Consider the following 18,004-nt stretch of genomic DNA (forward strand, 5'->3'; position numbering starts at 1 on the left):
CCTATGCACACACCTCGCCACGGCCAACCACGCTGGCCTTCGTCAAGCTCACCAACGGCCAGGCGACGTACACTTTCTATGACGAGAACACCGCCGGACGCATGCTGACGATCGACGATTTGCCGCAGCTCGGCAACGAGATCGAAGCCATGCTGTTCGGCGCCATCAGCCTGATTTCCGAGCCGGCCGGCAGTGCCTATGAAGAGTTCATGCGGCGCGAGCATGAAAGCCGCGTCATGATGCTCGACCCCAACATCCGGCCGAACTTCATCCCGGACAAGCCCAAGCACCTCAAGCGCATTCGCACCATGATGGCGATGGCCGACATCGTGAAACTGTCGGACGAAGACCTGAACTGGTTCGGCGAAGCCGGCTCGCATGAGGATGTCATCCGCAACTGGCTGGACCGCGGCCCGAAGCTGATCGTCGTCACCCATGGCGGCGAAGGCGCGATCGGCTACAGCAAGGAGCACGCCGTCACGGTGATGCCCGAAAGGGTCGAGGTGGCGGACACGGTCGGCGCCGGCGACACGTTCAACGCCGGCATCCTCGCCTCGCTGCACGAGCAAGGCCTGCTGACGAAGGCGGCGATTTCCGGACTGTCGGAAGACGCCATCCATAAGGCGCTGGCGCTCGGCGCGAAGGCGGCGGCAGTGACCGTGTCGCGGGCCGGCGCCAATCCACCCTGGCGACATGAAATCGCCTGAGCAACGCTCAACATAAGTTGAGCCCAATCGATCACTTTATGTTTCGCAGGGGCTCTTTCCAAGGCTATAAGGGCGGGATGGCGCCCGACGAAGCCCGGATTTCCGGCATCTGACTGACATTCGCCGGGAAAACTGGTAACGGACTGCGACACTTCCGCAATTTAGGGCTCCGCCTGCCCGGCTTTCTCGGCAAGCGCAACTCTGGTACCAGCGGCCGATTATCTGGCTAACCCATTTTGAGGCCGACATGCAGTTCATCGATCTTGGCGCGCAGCGCGAACGAATCCGCGACCGGCTGAAGGCCGCGATCGACCGTGTCGTTGACGAGGGCCGCTATATTCTTGGCCCGCAAGTCACCGAATTCGAGAACAAGCTTGCCGCCTATATCGGTACCAAGCATGTCGTGGCCTGCGCCAACGGCACCGACGCGCTGCTGTTGCCGCTGTTTGCAGCCGGCGTCGGCCCGGGTGACGCGGTGTTCGTGCCGAGCTTCACGTTCGCCGCCACCGCCGAAGTGGTGGCGCTGGCCAAGGCCGCGCCGGTGTTCGTCGATGTCGACCCGCACAGCTACAACATCGACATTGCCAGCCTCGAAGCGGCCATTGCCATGATCAAGAAGGAAGGAAGGCTGAAGCCGAAGGCAATCATTCCCGTCGATCTGTTTGGCCTTGCCGCCGATTACGAGGCGATCATGGCGATCGCCAACCGCGAAGGCCTGATGGTGATCGAGGATGCCGCCCAGTCGATGGGCGGTTCGCTCGACGGCAAGATGTGCGGCTCCTTCGGTGCGGTCGGCTCGACCAGCTTCTATCCGGCAAAACCGCTTGGCTGCTACGGCGACGGCGGCGCGATGTTCACCAATGACGATGCGCTGGCCGAACAGCTTCGCTCGTTCGCCTTTCATGGCAAGGGCGAGACGCAGTACGACAATGTCCGCGTCGGAATCAATTCGCGGCTCGACACGATACAGGCGGCGATCCTCATCGAGAAGCTGGCCATTCTCGAAGACGAGATGGTCGCCCGGCAGGTCGTGGCACAGCGCTATGCCGATGGGCTTGGCGACGTCGTTACCGCCGCCCGCAATCTGGACGGCAGCCGTTCGGCCTGGGCGCAATACGCCATCGAGACGCCGAAGCGCGACGGGCTGAGGGCGCATCTCGGCGAAAAGGGCATTCCGTCTGTCATCTACTATGTGAAGCCGCTGCATGCCCAGGTCGCTTATCGCGATTATCCGCGCACGCCGACCGGCCTTGCCGTTTCGGAAGACCTGCCGAAGCGGATCCTGTGCCTGCCGATGCACCCTTATCTCAGCGAAGCCGACCAGGACCGCATCATCGAGACGATCCGCAACTATATAGGCTCGAATTCGGCGCAGGCAGCGGCCGAGTAAGCTACCGGGCCTTCTCAGGCGGGGCTGACCCCTGCCCCGCCGCTGGCAATGAAATGCGGATTGGCGAAATCCTCGTCGTCGCTTTGCCGGCGCTTCCCATAGACCAGAGGCTGGCCATCGAGCGTGCGCGTCATGCCACCGGCGGCGCGCAGGATGGCGTCGCCTGCCGCCGTGTCCCATTCCATGGTGCGGCCGAAGCGCGGATAGACATCAGCCTCGGCACTGGCGAGAAGGCAGAATTTCAAGGACGAACCGACCGAGACGATTTCGGCGGCACCAAGGTCGCGAATATAGGCCTCGGTTTCCGGCGTGTTGTGGGAACGGCTGGCGACGACGGCCAGAGGCGCCACGGCCCTTCTCACCGAGATCGGCCGGCGGCCGACGATCTGGTAGCCGCCATCGATTTCGAGAGATTCCGCCCTTCCCGGCAGGCCGGAAAAGAAGCGGCCCGCGCAGGGCGCAAAGACGACGCCGACTTCCGGCACGCCATCGCGAACCAGCGCTATGTTGACGGTGAAATCGGTGCGGCGGTTGACGAATTCCTTGGTGCCGTCGAGCGGATCGATCAGGAAGAAAGCCCCATTTAGGTCGGGCGGCACGATACCGGCGGAAGCTTCTTCCTCGGCCACGCAGGGGATATCGGGAAATGCGGCACGCAGTCCGGCGAGAATGATCTTTTCGCTCTCGCGGTCCGCCTCGGTCACCGGCGAGGCGTCGGACTTGCGGTCAACCGCACAGCCGGCGTGGAACACGCGCATCACCTCGCGCCCGGCCGACAAGGCCAGGCGCTCGAAGATTTCAAGCATCAGCCTGTCGTCAGATGCCGCCGCCGCTATCGTATTGGTCTTCGGCAATGTCGCGCTCGTTCAGCCAGTGTTCCAGGGCGTCGACCATCTCTTCGGCCGATTTGCCGAGTGTCTGCAGATGGATCTCCGGGGTTTCCGGCGCTTCATAAGGGGAATCGACGCCGGTGAAATTCTTGATCTCGCCATTCAGCGCGCGCGCATAGAGGCCCTTCGGATCACGCCTGGCGCATTCCTCGAAGGGCGTATCGACGAACACCTCGACGAATTCTCCGTCGGCCATCAATTCACGTGCCATGCGCCGTTCGGCGCTGAACGGCGAAATGAACGAAACAATGACGATCAACCCGGCATCGGCCATCAAACGCGCCACCTCGGCGACGCGGCGGATGTTCTCGACGCGATCGGCATCGGTAAAGCCAAGATCGCGATTGAGACCGTGACGGACGTTGTCGCCGTCGAGGATATAAGTATGACGGCCGGTGGCGAACAGCTTCTTTTCGAACAGGTTGGCGATGGTCGACTTGCCGGATCCCGACAGCCCGGTGAACCAGAACACGGCGGGCCGCTGGTTCTTCATGTCGGCGCGCACGCGCTTGCCGACATCGAGCGACTGCCAATGGATGTTTTCGGCACGACGCAGCGAGTGCAGGATCATGCCGGCGCCGACCGTGGCGTTGGAGATGCGGTCGATCAGGATGAAGGCGCCGGTTGTGCGGTTTTCGGCGAAGGGATCAAAGGCGATCGGCGTCCGCGTCGAGATGTTGCAGATGCCGACTTCGTTCATTTCGAGCGACTTGGCCGCTTCATGGGCAAAGTCGTTGACGTTGATCCGGTATTTCAGATCGGTGACGGTGGCGCTGGTCTGGTCGGTCTCGGTGCGCAGGATGTAGGAGCGGCCCGGCAGCAGCGCATGCTCGTCGAACCAGACGATGTTGGCGGCGAACTGGTCGGCGACCTGCGGCCGTGCGGCAGGCGAAACCAGCATGTTGCCGCGCGAGATTTCGACTTCGTCGTCGAGGACGAGCGTGACGGCCTGTCCGGCAGCCGCCTGGGCGAGATCGCCGCCATACGAGACGATCCGCTTGACGCGCGAGGATTTGCCCGACTTGGCGACAACGACCTCGTCGCCGGGCGCAACCGAGCCGGAAGCGACCGTGCCGGCAAAGCCGCGAAAGTCGAGATTGGGACGATTGACATACTGGACCGGGAAACGGAACGGCAGTTCGACCATCGCTTGGTCGACCGACACGGTTTCGAGATGCTCGATCAGCGTTGGGCCGGAATACCATTCCATGCTTTCCGACCGACGGCTGACATTATCGCCATAACGGGCCGACATCGGGATCGGCACAATGGTCTGGAAGCCGAGATCGCGCGAGAATTGCCCGTAGTCTTCGACGATCCGGTCGAAAACCGTCTGATCGAAATCGACAAGATCGATCTTGTTGACGGCCAGCACGACGTGGCGGATGCCGAGCAGCGAGGCGATGATCGAATGTCGCCTTGTCTGGCGAAGCACACCCTGCCGGGCATCGATCAGCACGATCGCCAGGTCGGCGGTCGAGGCGCCGGTGGCCATGTTGCGGGTGTATTGCTCGTGACCAGGTGTGTCGGCGACGATGAATTTGCGCTTCGGCGTGGCAAAGAAACGGTAGGCGACGTCGATCGTGATGCCTTGCTCACGCTCGGCCTCGAGGCCGTCGACCAGCAGTGCGAAATCGATGTCGTCGCCCGTCGTGCCATGCTTGCGCGAATCGCGTTCGAGCGCGGCGAGCTGGTCCTCGAAAATCTGCTTGGTGTCGGACAGCAGGCGCCCGATCAGCGTCGACTTGCCGTCATCGACCGAGCCGCAGGTCAGGAAGCGCAGCAGCGACTTCTTCTCCTGCGCCGCCAGATAGTCGCGAACGCCGTCGGTGGGGGCGAGGCTCTTTGCCATGATGTGGCGCATGGTCAAAAGTACCCCTCGCGCTTCTTCTTTTCCATCGAGCCGGCTTCATCGCGGTCGATCAGGCGCCCCTGCCGTTCGGATGTCCGTGCCGTCAGCATTTCGCCGACGATGGCTTCCAGCGTGTCGGCCTCCGATTCGATGGCGCCAGTCAGCGGATAGCAGCCAAGCGTGCGGAACCGCACGAGCCGGTTCTCCACTGTCTCGTCGGGGCGGAGTTTCATGCGCTCGTCGTCCCGCAGGATCAGCATGCCGTCGCGTTCCACCACCGGCCGTTCCTTGGCGAAATAGAGCGGCACGATCGGGATACTTTCCTGCAGGATGTACTGCCAGATATCCAGCTCGGTCCAGTTCGACAGCGGAAAGACGCGGATCGATTCACCCGATGCGATGCGGGTGTTGAATATCTTCCACATTTCGGGGCGCTGGTTCTTCGGATCCCACACATGCTGGGCATTGCGGAAGGAAAAGATGCGCTCCTTGGCGCGCGATTTCTCCTCGTCGCGACGTGCGCCGCCAAAGGCCGCGTCGAAGCCGTATTTGTCGAGCGCCTGGCGCAGCGCCACGGTCTTCATGACATGGGTGTGGGTGTTCGAACCATGGTCGAACGGATTGATGTTGTCGCGCACGCCGTCTTCGTTGACATGAACCAGGAGATCGAAGCCGAGTTTCTGCGCCATCTGATCGCGAAAGGCGATCATCTCGCGGAACTTCCACGTCGTGTCGACGTGAAGAAAGGGAAATGGCGGCTTGGCGGGATAAAACGCCTTCATCGCCAGATGCATCAACACGGATGAATCCTTGCCGACCGAATAGAGCATGACCGGCTTGGCAAAGGCGGCCGCAACCTCGCGGAATATATGGATGGACTCGGCCTCAAGCCGCTGAAGATGCGTAAGCGCTGTTGTCATGGACCGTGGGCGTTCTTTCGTATTTCCAACAGAAGACCTGCCTCAAATCATCGAGCTTTTGCGCCCGGTTCGAGCCTTGTTTCTGGACAATCTTCCTCGTGCCGGCGTTCTAGCAGATCGCCGTTGTCAAGAACAATGCAAGACTGGCCCGGCCGCACATGGTTCGAGAATGAATTTTCCACAGATACCATCAAACCCGGAAATTCCTGCCCGCAAGCTCAACAACCGAGAAAACGCGGGGAAAATATTGCTTGAATGGCCGGCTACGGCTTTCAAGCGACTTCCCTTGGCCGACCGTCGCCTGCCGCCGATTTTCGGTGGCAATCCACCAGATACACTATCGAAAACGGGGGGCGGCCGCTATACCAGCTTCGGCAGCGGGCAAGCGCGTTATGAGGCATGGGCAATTTCGAGGCGAGCGCATTCAACTTCGCTAAACAAGATCCGCCGCATGACACTTGCCGAAAACAGCGAGCCCGAAAATTGAACCGGCTTTCATCCCTCACACAGCAATTCTCGCCTTCGCGGATCAACAACTACTTCTCCATCCTTTGCTTCTTTTTTCCACCGGTTCTGGGGTCGGTGGTCAGCTTTGTGTTCAATTGCGGAGGCCTTTCGTCCGCCCTGCTGATTGCTTTAGGGAAAAGGCGCTTCAACGCCGACCGGCCCATGATCTGGATGACGGTCGCGATCTATGCCTACTGCGCCGCCAATCTCCTGGCGTCCATCGTCAACAACTCGTTTGTCCGGGATGCGCCGCATCTTATCCCGCTCGTCACCTTCCTGTTTTTTCCCGTGTCCTATTCGACCTGGAGCAACACGCAGAAAACCACGCTTGCCCGCATCGTCGTGCTTTCCAGCATGGCCGCCTGCTTTGTCGCGCTGCTCATGGCCGTCATCCAGCAATATTGGATTGGCGTCAGGGCGGAGGGGGGAGCCGGAAATCCGATCGTCTTCGCAACCGTCGTCTGCCTTGCCGTGGTGACGTGTGTGGCTGGCGCCTTGTCCAGTATTGAGCAAGCCCGGACACCCCTCTTCTACGCGACACTGGCCGGGACGATCGCCGTCATCTATTCCGGCTCGCGTACCATCTGGCTGGCACTGCTGATTGCCGGCATAGCCGTCATGTTGATCAACCGGCACAGGCTCAGGGGCAGGAATGCCGTTCGCCTGCTGCTGCTGCTGGCGGCAGTCGGCGTCGTGATCGCCGCTTCCAGCTTCCAGGCGATATCCGGGCGGGTCGACTTTTTGCGCTCCGATTGGGGTGCGCTTGGAGCTAGCGGCAACTACGACACCTCGTTGGGAATACGTGTTGCGCTTTGGGAGATCGGCCTCAAAGCATTCCATGACATGCCACTGTTCGGGCACGGTGTGGGTGCAACCCAGCTTCTGATCAAACAGGGCTTTCATGAGCAGTTCGCGATGGACACAGGCTTCAACCATTTCCACAACGGCTTCCTGACCGCCTTGGTGCAAGCAGGAATTCTGGGCGCCGTGACGCTGGCAGCGATCTTTATCGTTGCCGCTGGAAATGCCGCCCGGGTCTTGCGAAGCAGCAGCGATCCGAACGAGCGGTTCGGCGCCACCATGATTGTCGTCGTGGTGATCACCTATCTGACGGCCGGAATGACAGGCATCCTGGTCGGCCATGACATTCTGGACTCGGTGCTGATGGTCTTCCTGGTGAGCGGAACATATCTCGCCTCCGGACGTCATGTTCCTTTGCTGGACGAACCGGCACTTGCACCAGTCACGCAAGACCTGTCTCGGGCAAGGCCATGAAGGTTCTGGTCACGGGCGCGACAGGTTTCATCGGGCGTCTTGTCGTGCGCCACTTACGCGAAGCCGGTGCCGAGCTTCGCCTCGCCTCCCGCCATCCCGAGAGGCTTGGTTCGGAGAACGAGACTGTGCCGATGCCCGGCTTCGATGCGCCGGCCGCCGCCTTCCTGGAACTGACCCGGCATATGACTGACGTCGTCCATTGCGCTGGCCTCAACAATGATCGGGGAAATGCAACCGAAGCCGATTACCAGGCGGCCAATGTGGAACTGAGCGCAAGGCTGGCGCATGCAGCGGCGGCCCAGATAAGCGGACGTTTCATTCATCTCTCCTCGATCCGGGCGGTGATCGGCGCGCACGTCAGCGCAACGATCGACGAGGACACGCTTCCTGCCCCACAATGCGCCTATGGACGCTCGAAGCGCGAAAGCGAGATCACGGTTTTGGACGCCTATGCGTCGCATGGCCGCTCCGACGCCGCCGTGTTGCGCCTGCCTCCGGTCTATGGAAGTGGCATGAGGGGAAATCTGGCAACGCTGATGCGCCTTGCCGATACGCCGCTGCCGCTGCCGACTGGTGCCTTGACCGGAATCCGTTCGCTGATGTCTTCCGAGGCCGCGGTGCGAGCAGTGTCGCACCTGCTCAGCCATTCCGGGCTGCTTCGCCCGATCTATGTCGGCGCCGATGTGCCGCCGGTCGCCCTCGACGCCGTCATCGCCGTCTTTCGCAGAGGTTTGGGGCGGCCTGTGCGCCTGATGGCGATGCCGGCCGGGCTGATACGGCCGGTGGTGGCCGCACTCGGCAGGCGGGCGTTCTGGGACAGCCTGACCGCGACACAAATATGCGACCCCGCCCTGCTGGTATCGCAGGGGTGGACGCCCGAAGCCGGCACGCTTGAGCGGCTGGCCGAGCTGGCGCGGCTCAGCAGATCCTGACTTTCTTGCTTGACCATGATCTTTTCATGGTCTGCTCAGCGGTAGAGCGTTCCAAACAGGATCCGAAGATCGAGCCAGAACGACGCGGTGCGGAGGTAGGCAGCATCCGTTTGCGCCAAGAGCTCCGGGTTAGACATGTCGATGCCCCTGATCTGGGCCAGGCCGGTTATGCCCGGCAGCGCCGCCAAAACCCCCAGCCGCCTGCGACACTCGATCAATTCCGTCTGGGTCGGCAGGCAGGGCCGCGGCCCGACCAGGCTCATTTCCCCCTTCAAGACGTTCCAGAATTGCGGCAGCTCATCGAGCTTGAACTTCCGCAAGACCTTTCCAACCGATGTCACGGAATCCGCCGGCGCCTCATGCGAGGGTAGCGACGGCGTCCCGACATACATCGTGCGCAACTTGTGGCAGCGGAAAAGCCGACCGTCACGGCCGACCCGCACCTGTGAAAAAATAGCCGGGCCCGGCGACGATGCCCGAACGGCAAGGACGGTGAGCGCCAAGACAGGAGATGTCGCCACCAGCAGCAGAGCCGCACCGGCAAGATCGAAGATTTGCTTGGCTGCCTTCATGAACGGCCGATAGTGCTCCCTGCCGAAGTCCCGAGGCAATGCCGCAGGCCAATGCCGTCAATCCGGTCGACGTAGCATGAGCCGATCTCTTGACCAAGCGCGCCACGCAGCCGTCGCAATGTTCAGATGCGCCCCAGGACGAAGGCGAGATAGAGCCCCAGGTTTCCGGAAACGGTCTGCCGATAGACGCCGCTTCGGCGCAAGCCTGCCAAGCGGCGGAAAAGGCCGCCGTCGCGCCCGCGGGTGAAAAGGTCGAGGCACACCATCGCGTCCTCGGTCAGGAGGTCGCGATTGACGGCAAGACCGTCAAGGTTGAGGTCCGTCCAGCCGGCGAATTCCCCCTTAAACAGGCGGCCAAGCCGGGACACCCTTGCTTTCCAGGATACGTTGGCGCCGACCAGGTTTGCCGCATGCTGCCGGTAGCGCACCAGCGGCCGCGGATCGTAGCGGACGATGCCGCCGGCGGCGGTCACGATGAGATAGGCCCACCAGTCGTGGCTGACGAACCCGGTCCGCATGCAGGCCCTGGCCAGCAGGTTGCGTGCCGCTGCGTTGAGCAGGATGGTGTTGCCGCCGGCGATGCTTTGCACAAGCGCGTTGCGAAAGGTTGGCGGCCGGGCAAACAAAGGCGAATGGCCGACAAGGCTTCCTGTTTCCGTCATGGTCGCGGTTCGCGAACAAAACATCAGCGGGATTTTCGCATCCTGGGTCCGCATCCAGTCGATAGCGCTCTCCAGCCTGTCGGGCTCCCAGATATCGTCCTGGTCGCAGAAGGCATAGCAGTCCGCCTCGATGCGTCGATCGACGATCATGGAGCGGAAATTGGCGGCGAAGCCTTGCCGCGGCCCCTCGACGAGCGTCATTCGACACTTGGGCCGCCAGCGGGATTTCCATGCCTCGATGATGGCGGTCGTGCCATCGACGGAGCCATCGTCGGATATCCACAGGTCGACCAGAGGGTGCGACTGCTCGAGCAGGGACTGCAGCTGCTCCTCGATGAAGGCGGCGCCGTCTTTCGTGCCCATCAGGACCGCGATGCGCAGATCATCTTTGCTCACGAGCAAGATCGCTTTCTGATTCTGATTGGATCTATCTCTTTGATTTGGCGCAATTCCCAAAGGTAAGCGCCGTGCGCTTTTCCCGGAATTGTTCTAGGTCGCCTGCCCGGCCGTCTTCGGAATCGCGTCTTGACGTGCACTTGCCCTGGCCTTCTTGGCGCGGTCGAGACCTGCCAATGCGGCGAGCGCGGCAGCCTTGTCCTGGTTTTTCGCCGACTGCTGCAGCGCCGTGAGCGCGACCTGGACATCCGACCATTCCACGACGTCCGTGCTGAGGCCGAAAATCTTCGAGATGCCGAGTTCGACGAGTTCCTCGTCTTCGCCATGCAGCGTTTCGTGGAGTTTTTCACCCGGCCTTATGCCGGTGAACCGGATCGCGACGTCCTTGTATGGGCTCTTTCCGGACAAGCGGATCATCGTTTCGGCCACTTCAAGGATCGGTACCGGCTTGCCCATGTCGAGCATATAGACGGCATAATCGTCTCCGCTCTGCCGCGACGCGGCATCGGCCGCCGACATGATGACGAGATCGACGGCTTCGGCCACGGTCATGAAATAGCGTGTCATGCGCCGGTCGGTGATGGTGACGGGCCCTCCGGCCTCGATCTGCGCCTGGAATATGGTCGCCACCGAACCATTGCTGCCGAAGACGTTGCCGAACCGCACTGCAATGAACTTGGTGGCCGGGCGACGCCCGCTTGTCTCGCCTGCCGGCGTGCCATGCAAGGCGCTGATGATCTGTTCGGCGGCCCGCTTCGTCATGCCGAGCACTGACGAGGGATCCACCGCCTTGTCGCTCGATATCAGGACAAATTGCGCAACCCCGCACTTGGCGGCGACCTCGGCACAGACGAGCGTTCCGAAGATATTGGTCTGGATGGCCGAATCCCAGTTTTCCTCGAGCTGCGGAACATGCTTGAGGGCCGCGGCATGAAAGATGATGTCCGGCCGGAATTCCGTGACGACACGCGTTATCTGGCGCCGGTCCGCGACATCGACGATGCGGACCTTGAGGCGGTCGTGGTCCTTCTCGTCAACATACTGGCTCAGCTGGAAAATGCCGAACTCGGAGTTGTCGGCGACCAGCACCGCCTCGGCTCCGAGTTCCAGCGACCGCCTGACCAGCGTCTGACCGATAGAACCGGCACCGCCGGTCACCAGAACGCGTTTGCCGCCGACAAAGGCGCCGATACGCTGGATATCGGACGCGACCGTCGGCCGGCGCAGGATCGTTTCCATCTCGACGGTGTCGAGAACCAGCTTTCCGTGCTGTTCCAACTCCGAAAGGCCTGAGAACTGCACCACATTTATGTCGCCGTGCCGGGCAATGCGCACAAGTTCCGAATAGTCCTCGATTTCGTGCTCGGCGCCGCTGCCGAAAATCAGCAAGTCCAGGCTCTTGGTGCCGGTCGCATAGTCTTCCAGGACATCGATCAGGCGCGGCATTGTCGCCACCACGGGAACACCTTGAATCCGCGTGCCCAACGGTGCGCCGCGCTCGGTGGCCATGATGCCTGCGATGGAATAGTCCGCCGGTTGCGCCGTGCGCGTGAAGCGAATGATCAGGTCGGCCTCGCCGAGCCGGCCGACAAACAGAGCGCGCTTGGCCTGCTGGTCGGTCTTGCGGCTCAGAATCCCCCAGCTCGCGCCGTCACGCAGGAAGCGGTAGAACAGCCGGGGTGCCGATATGATGGTGAAGGAGACGAGGAAGAAGACGATGAACTGACGCTCGTTGAGCCCCGCCACCGGCCGGTAAAAACGCAGCAGCAGCGACGCCATGTAAAGAGTGAACGTCAAAATCGCGCAGCTCTTCAGGATGTTGAAAAAGTCCGGCGTCGAGGCGAAGCGCCAGACAGTGGTGTAAAGGCCACTGTAGCGGAACAACAAATGGCTGATGACGACGATGCCCGCCCATGTCGCCAGACCCTCGTTGGAGAACGCTTCGAACGAAAGATTCGACCGCGAAAGAATAAGGCTGAGTGCCACGGCGACCAGGACCATGACCACGTCCTGGACCATGATGAAGGCGCGCCGCATCTGTGGCCTGAGCCCGAACACAGCTTCTAGATGGGAATTCATTGGACGGCACTAGACTCCAGGCTCAAGGGCATCGACACCAGCGAAGTGCGAACACGAAGATACTTCGCGATCAATCACCTTACCCACGTGCCATCCCCGACCCCCGCCGTCCTGTATCGCATACTGCGGGTGCGAGGGCATAGCCAGAGGTTTTTTCGGACAAGAGCGTGAATACGAGTAAGCTTGACGCCCTGTTACTGGATCGGTGGAGTCCGATCGGTGCGTTGCGATTTGGACACTGCCGCCGCGTCAGCGTTGTTTCGGTTTTGCCGCAATTGACTCTGCTCTCGACCTCGCTACGACGCAACTGGTCGAAATGGCTATGAAGGCCAAGTTTGCGGGTCGAGTGCGTGCAGAGGACAAAGCTACCAGAGGTGGGGCGCGGGCGCGCCACATTATAGTCATAACATGTCGCGACATGATGGCACGCTGGCCATTTCCATACTGGGACGGCCTTCAGAGACGTAATGACTCGGTTGCAGCTTCCAAAACCGGCGTAGAGTACAGGCAAGGCTCATGATCGCAGAAGCCAGCTCTGTGGCTTGCCCATCCATGGGATACAATTATGGCTGTTGCCGCGACGACAATGAAGAGTTCGAAGTTAAAGCGAGAAAGCCAGGGCGAGCGCACCTGCTTGATGGTTCTTGGCATGCATCGGTCCGGCACCAGCGCGTTGGCCGGCGTGCTTCAACTGCTGGGTGTTGCTCCACCAAAGAACTTGATTCCCGCCGACGAAAGCAACCGGACAGGTTATTGGGAACCATTGCATCTGGCCCTGCTGAACGAGCAGCTCTTGCTCGAACTTGGTAGCCGGTGGGACGATTGGAGGCCGGTCCGGGTCGAGGAACTGTCGGCAAGCCGGTTAAGATTCTACCACGACGAGATCGCTCGCCTACTCGATGGCGAATATGGCGGCATGCCAACGATCGTGCTCAAGGAGCCGCGGATTTCGCGCATTGTGCCGATCTATCAGCAACTGCTTACATCGCTCAGGTACAAGACTGACTATGTAACGATCACTCGCAATCCACTGTCGGTCGCCAAATCGCTGGCAAAGCGCGACGGAATGGATCTGGGATTCGCCTCCCTCGTTTGGCTGAACTACGTTCTGGCCTCCGAGAGAAGCACTAGGAATTCACCTCGTGTCTTCTTGTCGTACGAGTCGATGGTTCGAGATTTCGGGCCTGCCCTGGAGAAGATCTCAGAACGATTTTCGATCGAATGGCCGCGCAAGATTAGCTCTGTCGAGAAAGAAATTGCAGCTTATCTGTCGACTGATCACCAGCACCATCTGGCGAGCGTCGACTTGCTCATGGCTAATGATGGCGTGCCGGATCTGGTCAAGCGAGCCTATGTTGCCATGCTCGACCTCGAGGAAGACGCGTCTTCGCCAGCAGCGACCGCCGAACTCGATGCAATCTATGACGAATTTGAGGACAGTTGGCTGCCGGCTGGCCAAGTCATGTTTGCCGAATTGCTGGCGCGTGAGACCAAGGCGCGCCTCGCGCCGACAACCGATTACGCCGCCACAGAGTTAAGACTGGTCGGCAATGTCCGGGCGCTGATGTCTCAAGTCGATCAACTTAGCGCGGAACGCGATGCGTTGAAATCAAAGATCGTAGCGATGGTTGAGGACCAGAACCCAATGGAAGGGCAGGCGGTCGAGGGTGAGATAAGAGCAGAGCGACTGAAGTCAAGCGAGTTGGCCACCGAGTTGGCCACAAGGATCGGTGAGATTGCGAGCTTGAATGCCGAACTCTCAACGCGCTCGGCGCAACTCGCAGATTCGAGACAGGAAATCGCAAGGTATGTCAGCCAGATGTCAGCTCTCCAGGCAGATTTGAGATCGCTCACCGAGCAGTACGACAGCCGGGGCCTGGACGTTTCGACCCTGAGGGACCAAGCAGAACAACTGCGATTGGAGATCGCCGCCAAGTCAAGCGAGTTGGCCACGAGAATCGATGAGATCGCGAGCTTGAATGCCGAGCTCTCAACGCGCTCGGCACAACTCACAGATGCGAGACAGGAAATCGCAAAGCATGTCAGCCAGATGTCAGCTCTCCAAGCGGATTTAGGATCGCTCACCGAGCAGTACGACAAGCAGGGCCTTGACGTTTCGGCCCTGAGAGGCCAATTGGCGGCCGTGACGGAAAGCCTTCAGGCAGCGGCGCGCGAGCTAACGCTTATCCACGAGAGCAAATCGTGGAAAGTTGCGAAAGCATTGTCAAAGCTTGCTTTGCCGATCCGAAAGATTGGCGCAGACACACGAGGCACGGATAAGTGAGCGCAAAACAGAAGACATCAGCAGATATCTACGTTTTCGATGTCGACCCGAATTCGGACACGGCTGCGGCAAATGTGTTGCGGTTAGTCGGCAGGGATAAGGATGTCCTCGAAATCGGCGCCGGACCGGGGTCGATCGCCAAGCCACTGATAGCTCTGAACGGCTGTCGGGTTACCGCGCTCGAATATGATCCGAACTGCATTCCGATCCTGAAGAGCTTTTGCGTCGACGCGGTCCAGGGCGATCTCAACACGCCAGGATGGGGCGAGGTCTTCGGTGAGCGACGCTTCGATGCCGTCGTCATCGCGGATGTGCTCGAGCATCTGGTCAATCCCTGGGAGACATTGAGGGAGGTCACCCGCTATCTGCGGCCTGGCGGCAGCGTGGTCTCGTCGATCCCCAACGCCAATCATGCCGCAATGATGGCGATGATGCTTGATGACAATGTCGACTACCGGGACTGGGGCCTTCTCGATCGCACACATATCCGCTTCTTTGGCGCCAAGAACCTTCAGCACCTCTTCCGCCAAGCCAATCTGAAGATCGTCGACGCGCTCTTTGTCGTGCGGACGCCCGAGATGACAGAGTTCGCCGAGAACTGGAAGAAAACGCCCGAACAAGTCCGGGCAGCTTTGGAACTCGGCGCCTATTCGCAGATCTATCAGACGGTCGTGAAGGCAGAACTGGCGAACTCGCCGAAGAATGAGTTTGTCCTGCTCGATCGCGCGCCCCCGAAAATCGGCAAGCCTGTTTCGAATTTGCCGTTTGTCCCGCCGCCACACTATTCGCCACAGCAGCGACCGACGTTCAGAACGATGGTTGGCCGCATGCTCGGCCCGACCGGCCGTCGCATCGTGAAGTCGATCCTGAGCATGCGATAATGGCGCTGCGTTATGTTGCCTACTATCTGCCGCAGTTCCATCCGTTCCCCGAGAACGATGAATGGTGGGGCAAAGGGTTCACCGAATGGACCAACGTTGCGAAGGCGGAGCCGCTCTACGATGGCCATAATCAACCGCGCTATCCGACCGATTTCGGCTACTACGACCTTCGCGTCCTGGACACCATCCGCGATCAGGCCGAGGTCGCTAGGGAGCACGGGATCGACGCTTTCTGCTTTCACTACTACTGGTTCGACGGCCACCGGCTGATGGAGAAGCCGGTCGATGCTTTCCTGACCGACAAGAGCATCGACATGGGCTTCTGCCTGTGCTGGGCGAACGAAAACTGGACCCGCCGATGGGACGCCGCCGAGCACGAGGTTCTAATCGCGCAGACCTATGGTCCGGATTGGGAGTTGCGCTTCATCGAAAGCCTCTTTCCCTATTTCAAGGATCCCCGCTATCTGCGGGTCGATGGCAAGCCGTTGCTGGTCGTCTACCGGCCGCAGCATCTTCCTGACGCCAAGGCCGCAGGTAAGCGCTGGCGGGAGCATTGCCGCAAGATGGGTATCGGCGAAATTCACATCGTGAACGCGCTCGTTCACGGCAATAACGACTACGAGCAGTATGAGTTCGACGCAGGCGTCGAGTTCCCGCCGCACAACATGAAATTCCATGGTGTGAAGGAGATCGTGCCGACCTATAAGCCATTCGAAGGCTACCCGGTCGAATATGCCAACGTTGCGCGCGATTTCCTATCGAGGGACCATAGCCGCAAGCGGATCTATCGAACCGTTTTCCCCGATTGGGACAATACGGCCCGGGTAAAGAATCGCTCATTGATCGTTCTTGGCTCCACCGTTGCAAATTATGAGCGCTGGCTGCGGGGATCGAGTTCGCTGACGCGCGCCAATCGCGCGGAAGGCGATCAACTGGTCTTCATCAATGCTTGGAACGAATGGGCCGAGGGATGCTATCTCGAACCAGACCGGAGACACGGCCGGGGGTTCCTGGAGGCCACGCTTCGCGTGAAAAATGGCATGTCGATGGTTGACGATATTTACGACGTTGCGCCGGAACGCGTGCGGTTCGAACTCAGGCAGCAATTAGCGGCGATCCCCGAGGAAGCCAGGGACGCCGAAATCGCAAAGCTCCGTGCCGCAAAAATCCGGGAAGTCGCTGACCTCGATGGCAAGGTGACTTTGCTCAAGCAGGAAGCCAGCCGCTTGCAGTCCGGGAATGAAACCGCTCCTGAGCCGCAGCGCGAAATCACGGAAACTGCGGCGAGAAGCATTCAAAAGGCGCGGGACGCCCAAGCGGTTGAGCAACCTCAGCCGAAGCTGACGACGACGAGCCCGGCGGTCCTGACGATGCCTGAACCCGGTTCGATCAAGGTGCCCCTGAAGTTCAGGGTGGCGCACCGGCTTTACGACAGGCCAATGATGTTCAAGGCCGTCCGCTTTGCCTATCGTGCCGCGAAACGCGTGGTTAATCCGTCCTCTGCAACCGAGCCGGCGCAAAAAAAAAAAGTAATCGCTGATCTCCCGGACCAGGTTGCGATGGCCTCTAGTCGTCACCAGTTGGAAGGGCACGATGTCCAGGAGGTTTCGCTCGAATCCATTGGCAGGGTGGCGTCGAGCAAACAAGAAATGCTCACTTCGAACGAGGATTGCATTTGGACCGCGTTCTCTCCCTGCAACGTCGAGGCTGAACTAGCTCCGCGACTGCACGTCGCGAAAGGCGTGGTCAATGGCGACGAATTCGCTCGCATGCTGAAGACGGTTCCCTATGAGGCAGCGCCATTGCGGTTCGGTCGGTTTCACAATTGTGTGGCGCATCCGATCGCCGTGGCTCTCGTCACCCGGAACAACCAGGTCATCGCCGAAACGATGCGCATCTACCGCTATGTCAGGTCGCAAGTGACAGAGCTTGAATATTTGGTGGAAGACGATGCAGGCGCGCATCTGAAGGCTGAAACAGCGACCGAGATCGATGCGGACGTGATCATTCCCATGCACTACTCCCAAGCGTTCGGCCATGTGGTCTTTGATATGGTTCCACAATTGTTGGCGTTTCGTGATGAGATCATTGCTGAGCGGTTGCGTGTTGTCCTGTCGACGAAAGCGCCAAAATGGTTGATCAGGATGCTGTCGGTCTGGGGCTTCCTTCCACACCATTTTCTTATCCTCGACGCGGCCAGCACCGCTGTCTACAAGTTCCGTTCGGCCATTGTCTCCAATGCTCTGACCACGTTCACCACGTTCTTCCCGCATCCGGAAACAGCCGATCTGATGTCGCGAACGCTCGTGCTTCCCCCGGCGGTTCAAGACTATCGTGCCAGACGGATATATCTCGGGCGTTCAAGCGAAACCACAAATTCCGGTAGGACGATAGCCAACGAAGCCGCGCTTCAGGCTGCGCTGGTCAAGCGTGGTTTCAAGGTCATCGATCCGGCCGTGCTGGCTTATTCGGACCAGATCGACCTTTTCACAGATGCCGAAATTATCGTCGGAGCGCATGGGTCCGCCTTTGCCAACCTGATATGGTCGAAGGCGGGAACGGTGGTTTTCGACTTGATGCCCGACGCCTGGATCAATTTCTGGGGTGCCGGCGGCGGAGTAGTCGAATTATGGATCAGCCGTATCTGTGCCCTGAAG

Annotated in this window: 14 protein-coding genes; 8 read left to right on the plus strand and 6 right to left on the minus strand. The window is 60.2% G+C overall.

Going from position 1 to position 18,004, the window contains the following annotated elements:
- Both EN879_RS04535 and EN879_RS04540 read left to right on the plus strand, forming a co-directional pair.
- Nucleotides 1–707, plus strand: a 707-nt coding sequence (locus EN879_RS04535) for a carbohydrate kinase (protein WP_164774314.1), incomplete at its 5' end; no start/stop codon positions are given.
- Between the two features lie 247 nt (nt 708–954).
- On the plus strand, nt 955–2,097 hold the full coding sequence (locus EN879_RS04540) for a DegT/DnrJ/EryC1/StrS aminotransferase family protein (RefSeq protein ID WP_013532708.1): 1,143 nt from the start codon (nt 955–957) through the stop codon (nt 2,095–2,097).
- Between the two features lie 14 nt (nt 2,098–2,111).
- Here the strand turns inward: EN879_RS04540 and cysQ are convergent, their stop codons facing one another.
- Genes cysQ through cysD form a run of 3 tightly spaced genes read right to left on the minus strand, consistent with a single transcriptional unit; the run spans nt 2,112 to nt 5,759 of the window.
- Nucleotides 2,112–2,903 (minus strand): 3'(2'),5'-bisphosphate nucleotidase CysQ, encoded by a 792-nt coding sequence (gene cysQ / locus EN879_RS04545; RefSeq protein ID WP_063170189.1) that lies wholly within the window; start codon nt 2,901–2,903, stop codon nt 2,112–2,114.
- A 10-nt stretch (nt 2,904–2,913) separates the two neighbouring features.
- A complete protein-coding gene (cysN, locus tag EN879_RS04550) occupies nt 2,914–4,851 on the minus strand; it encodes a sulfate adenylyltransferase subunit CysN (RefSeq protein ID WP_024503688.1) in 1,938 nt (645 codons plus the stop codon).
- Between the two features lie 2 nt (nt 4,852–4,853).
- Nucleotides 4,854–5,759, minus strand: coding sequence for a sulfate adenylyltransferase subunit CysD (gene cysD, locus EN879_RS04555; protein WP_013532711.1), 906 nt, complete (start codon nt 5,757–5,759; stop codon nt 4,854–4,856).
- Between cysD and EN879_RS04560 the strand changes: the two genes are divergently transcribed.
- The 3 genes from EN879_RS04560 (at nt 5,758) to EN879_RS04570 (ending at nt 8,473) form a co-directional block, all read left to right on the plus strand.
- Entirely contained in the window at nt 5,758–6,246 is a 489-nt protein-coding gene (locus EN879_RS04560) for a hypothetical protein (protein WP_127224166.1), read from the plus strand. The genes cysD and EN879_RS04560 overlap by 2 nt on opposite strands.
- A 95-nt stretch (nt 6,247–6,341) precedes the next feature.
- On the plus strand, nt 6,342–7,541 hold the full coding sequence (locus tag EN879_RS04565) for an O-antigen ligase (RefSeq protein WP_164745775.1): 1,200 nt from the start codon (nt 6,342–6,344) through the stop codon (nt 7,539–7,541).
- A complete protein-coding gene (locus tag EN879_RS04570; protein WP_013532713.1) occupies nt 7,538–8,473 on the plus strand; it encodes an NAD-dependent epimerase/dehydratase family protein in 936 nt (311 codons plus the stop codon). Before EN879_RS04565 ends, EN879_RS04570 begins: the two co-directional genes overlap by 4 nt.
- Nucleotides 8,474–8,508: 35 nt before the next feature.
- On the opposite strand, the gene EN879_RS04575 is transcribed toward EN879_RS04570, so the two are convergent.
- The 3 genes from EN879_RS04575 to EN879_RS04585 all read right to left on the minus strand — a co-directional run bounded on the left by EN879_RS04575 (nt 8,509) and on the right by EN879_RS04585 (nt 12,182).
- Nucleotides 8,509–9,045, minus strand: coding sequence for a sugar transferase (locus tag EN879_RS04575; protein ID WP_013532714.1), 537 nt, complete (start codon nt 9,043–9,045; stop codon nt 8,509–8,511).
- A gap of 122 nt (nt 9,046–9,167) precedes the next feature.
- On the minus strand, nt 9,168–10,103 hold the full coding sequence (locus EN879_RS04580; RefSeq protein ID WP_013532715.1) for a glycosyltransferase family 2 protein: 936 nt from the start codon (nt 10,101–10,103) through the stop codon (nt 9,168–9,170).
- A 93-nt stretch (nt 10,104–10,196) separates the two neighbouring features.
- Nucleotides 10,197–12,182: a nucleoside-diphosphate sugar epimerase/dehydratase gene (locus tag EN879_RS04585; protein WP_164774315.1), complete on the minus strand. Its 1,986-nt coding sequence runs from the start codon at nt 12,180–12,182 to the stop codon at nt 10,197–10,199.
- A 565-nt stretch (nt 12,183–12,747) separates the two neighbouring features.
- Here EN879_RS04585 and EN879_RS04590 point away from each other — a divergent pair.
- The 3 genes from EN879_RS04590 to EN879_RS04600 form a co-directional block, all read left to right on the plus strand.
- The gene (locus EN879_RS04590; RefSeq protein WP_013532717.1) at nt 12,748–14,466 is read left to right on the plus strand and encodes a sulfotransferase family protein; all 1,719 of its coding nucleotides are present in this window, start codon (nt 12,748–12,750) and stop codon (nt 14,464–14,466) included.
- Entirely contained in the window at nt 14,463–15,347 is an 885-nt protein-coding gene (locus EN879_RS04595; RefSeq protein ID WP_013532718.1) for a class I SAM-dependent methyltransferase, read from the plus strand. The genes EN879_RS04590 and EN879_RS04595 overlap by 4 nt, the downstream gene beginning before the upstream one ends.
- The coding region (locus EN879_RS04600) for a glycoside hydrolase family 99-like domain-containing protein (protein ID WP_127273959.1) at nt 15,347–18,004 on the plus strand (2,658 nt) is incomplete at its 3' end. The genes EN879_RS04595 and EN879_RS04600, both read left to right, overlap by 1 nt.

This window comes from Mesorhizobium sp. M7A.F.Ca.AU.002.02.1.1 (genome assembly GCF_003998535.1).
Lineage (GTDB): Bacteria > Pseudomonadota > Alphaproteobacteria > Rhizobiales > Rhizobiaceae > Mesorhizobium > Mesorhizobium ciceri.